General features: G+C 49.5%; 2 rRNA genes. Both read right to left on the bottom strand.

What is annotated here, in order from left to right:
- Positions 1-6: 6 nt before the first annotated feature.
- Positions 7-121, bottom strand: a 5S ribosomal RNA gene (gene rrf, locus AS93_RS0118135).
- Between the two features lie 71 nt (positions 122-192).
- Positions 193-3114, bottom strand: a 23S ribosomal RNA gene (locus AS93_RS0118130).
- Positions 3115-3138 lie beyond the last annotated feature (24 nt).

The following is a 3138-nucleotide window of genomic DNA, read 5'->3' as shown; positions in this document are numbered from 1 at the left end:
TAATTTGCCTGGCAACGTCCTACTCTAGCGGAACGTAAATCCAACTACCATCGGCGCTAAGGAGCTTAACTTCTGTGTTCGGCATGGGAACAGGTGTGACCTCCTTGCCATTGTCACCAGACAAGAGAATGATTATACATTCAAAACTAGATAGTAAGTAAATGATTTTGCTTCGCAAAACATTGAAATAAATTGATTAAGTCTTCGATCGATTAGTATTCGTCAGCTCCACGTGTCACCACGCTTCCACCTCGAACCTATTAACCTCATCATCTTTGAGGGATCTTATAACCGAAGTTGGGAAATCTCATCTTGAGGGGGGCTTCATGCTTAGATGCTTTCAGCACTTATCCCGTCCATACATAGCTACCCAGCTATGCCGTTGGCACGACAACTGGTACACCAGAGGTATGTCCATCCCGGTCCTCTCGTACTAAGGACAGCTCCTCTCAAATTTCCTACGCCCACGACGGATAGGGACCGAACTGTCTCACGACGTTCTGAACCCAGCTCGCGTACCGCTTTAATGGGCGAACAGCCCAACCCTTGGGACCGACTACAGCCCCAGGATGCGATGAGCCGACATCGAGGTGCCAAACCTCCCCGTCGATGTGAACTCTTGGGGGAGATAAGCCTGTTATCCCCGGGGTAGCTTTTATCCGTTGAGCGATGGCCCTTCCATGCGGAACCACCGGATCACTAAGTCCGTCTTTCGACCCTGCTCGACTTGTAGGTCTCGCAGTCAAGCTCCCTTATGCCTTTACACTCTATGAATGATTTCCAACCATTCTGAGGGAACCTTTGAGCGCCTCCGTTACCTTTTAGGAGGCGACCGCCCCAGTCAAACTGCCCGCCTGACACTGTCTCCCACCACGATAAGTGGTGCGGGTTAGAAAGCCAACACAGCTAGGGTAGTATCCCACCAGCGCCTCCACGTAAGCTAGCGCTCACGTTTCAAAGGCTCCTACCTATCCTGTACAAGCTGTGCCGAATTTCAATATCAGGCTACAGTAAAGCTCCACGGGGTCTTTCCGTCCTGTCGCGGGTAACCTGCATCTTCACAGGTACTATGATTTCACCGAGTCTCTCGTTGAGACAGTGCCCAAATCGTTACGCCTTTCGTGCGGGTCGGAACTTACCCGACAAGGAATTTCGCTACCTTAGGACCGTTATAGTTACGGCCGCCGTTTACTGGGGCTTCGATTCGTAGCTTCGCAGAAGCTAACCACTCCTCTTAACCTTCCAGCACCGGGCAGGCGTCAGCCCCTATACATCACCTTACGGTTTAGCAGAGACCTGTGTTTTTGATAAACAGTCGCTTGGGCCTATTCACTGCGGCTCTTCTGGGCTTGCACCCTAAAGAGCACCCCTTCTCCCGAAGTTACGGGGTCATTTTGCCGAGTTCCTTAACGAGAGTTCGCTCGCTCACCTTAGAATTCTCATCTTGACTACCTGTGTCGGTTTGCGGTACGGGCACCTATTATCTATCTAGAGGCTTTTCTCGGCAGTGTGAAATCAACGACTCGAGGAAACAATTTCCTCTCCCCATCACAGCTCAATCTTAAGAGTGCCGGATTTGCCTAACACTCAATCTCACTGCTTGGACGTACAATCCAATCGTACGCTTCGCCTATCCTACTGCGTCCCCCCATCGATTAAAACGATGCTAGGTGGTACAGGAATATCAACCTGTTATCCATCGCCTACGCCTGTCGGCCTCAGCTTAGGACCCGACTAACCCAGAGCGGACGAGCCTTCCTCTGGAAACCTTAGTCAATCGGTGGACGGGATTCTCACCCGTCTTTCGCTACTCACACCGGCATTCTCACTTCTAAGCGCTCCACATGTCCTTGCGATCATGCTTCAACGCCCTTAGAACGCTCTCCTACCATTGTCCTACGGACAATCCACAGCTTCGGTAATATGTTTAGCCCCGGTACATTTTCGGCGCAGTGTCACTCGACTAGTGAGCTATTACGCACTCTTTAAATGATGGCTGCTTCTAAGCCAACATCCTAGTTGTCTGGGCAACGCCACATCCTTTTCCACTTAACATATATTTTGGGACCTTAGCTGGTGGTCTGGGCTGTTTCCCTTTCGAACACGGACCTTATCACCCATGTTCTGACTCCCAAGTTAAATTAATTGGCATTCGGAGTTTGTCTGAATTCGGTAACCCGAGAGGGGCCCCTCGTCCAAACAGTGCTCTACCTCCAATAATCATCACTTGAGGCTAGCCCTAAAGCTATTTCGGAGAGAACCAGCTATCTCCAAGTTCGATTGGAATTTCTCCGCTACCCACAGTTCATCCGCTCACTTTTCAACGTAAGTCGGTTCGGTCCTCCATTCAGTGTTACCTGAACTTCAACCTGACCATGGGTAGATCACCTGGTTTCGGGTCTACGACCAAATACTCAACGCCCTATTCAGACTCGCTTTCGCTACGGCTCCACATCTCCTGCTTAACCTTGCATCAGATCGTAACTCGCCGGTTCATTCTACAAAAGGCACGCCATCACCCATTAACGGGCTCTGACTACTTGTAAGCACACGGTTTCAAGTTCTCTTTCACTCCCCTTCCGGGGTACTTTTCACCTTTCCCTCACGGTACTGGTTCACTATCGGTCACTAGAGAGTATTTAGCCTTAGGAGATGGTCCTCCCAGATTCCGACGGAATTTCACGTGCTCCGTCGTACTCAGGATCCACTCAAGAGAGAATATATTTTCAACTACAGGATTATTACCTTCTTTGATTCAACTTTCCAGATGATTCGTCTAATATATTCCTTTGTAACTCCGTATAGAGTGTCCTACAACCCCAATAAGCAAGCTTATTGGTTTGGGCTCTTCCCGTTTCGCTCGCCGCTACTCAGGGAATCGATTTTTCTTTCTCTTCCTCCGGGTACTAAGATGTTTCAGTTCTCCGGGTCTGCCTTCTGACAAGCTATGAATTCACTTGTCGATAACACGACATAACTCGTGCTGGGTTCCCCCATTCGGAAATCTCTGGATCAACGCTTACTTACAGCTACCCAAAGCATATCGTCGTTAGTAACGTCCTTCGTCGGCTTCTAGTGCCAAGGCATCCACCGTGCGCCCTTAATAACTTAATCTATGTTTCAACCATATTAGAACGT

This window comes from Pseudomonas sp. RL (assembly GCF_000647775.1).
In the GTDB taxonomy this organism is placed as follows: Bacteria; Pseudomonadota; Gammaproteobacteria; order Pseudomonadales; family Pseudomonadaceae; genus Serpens; species Serpens flexibilis.
This window is presented reverse-complemented; position numbering and strand designations above follow the sequence as displayed.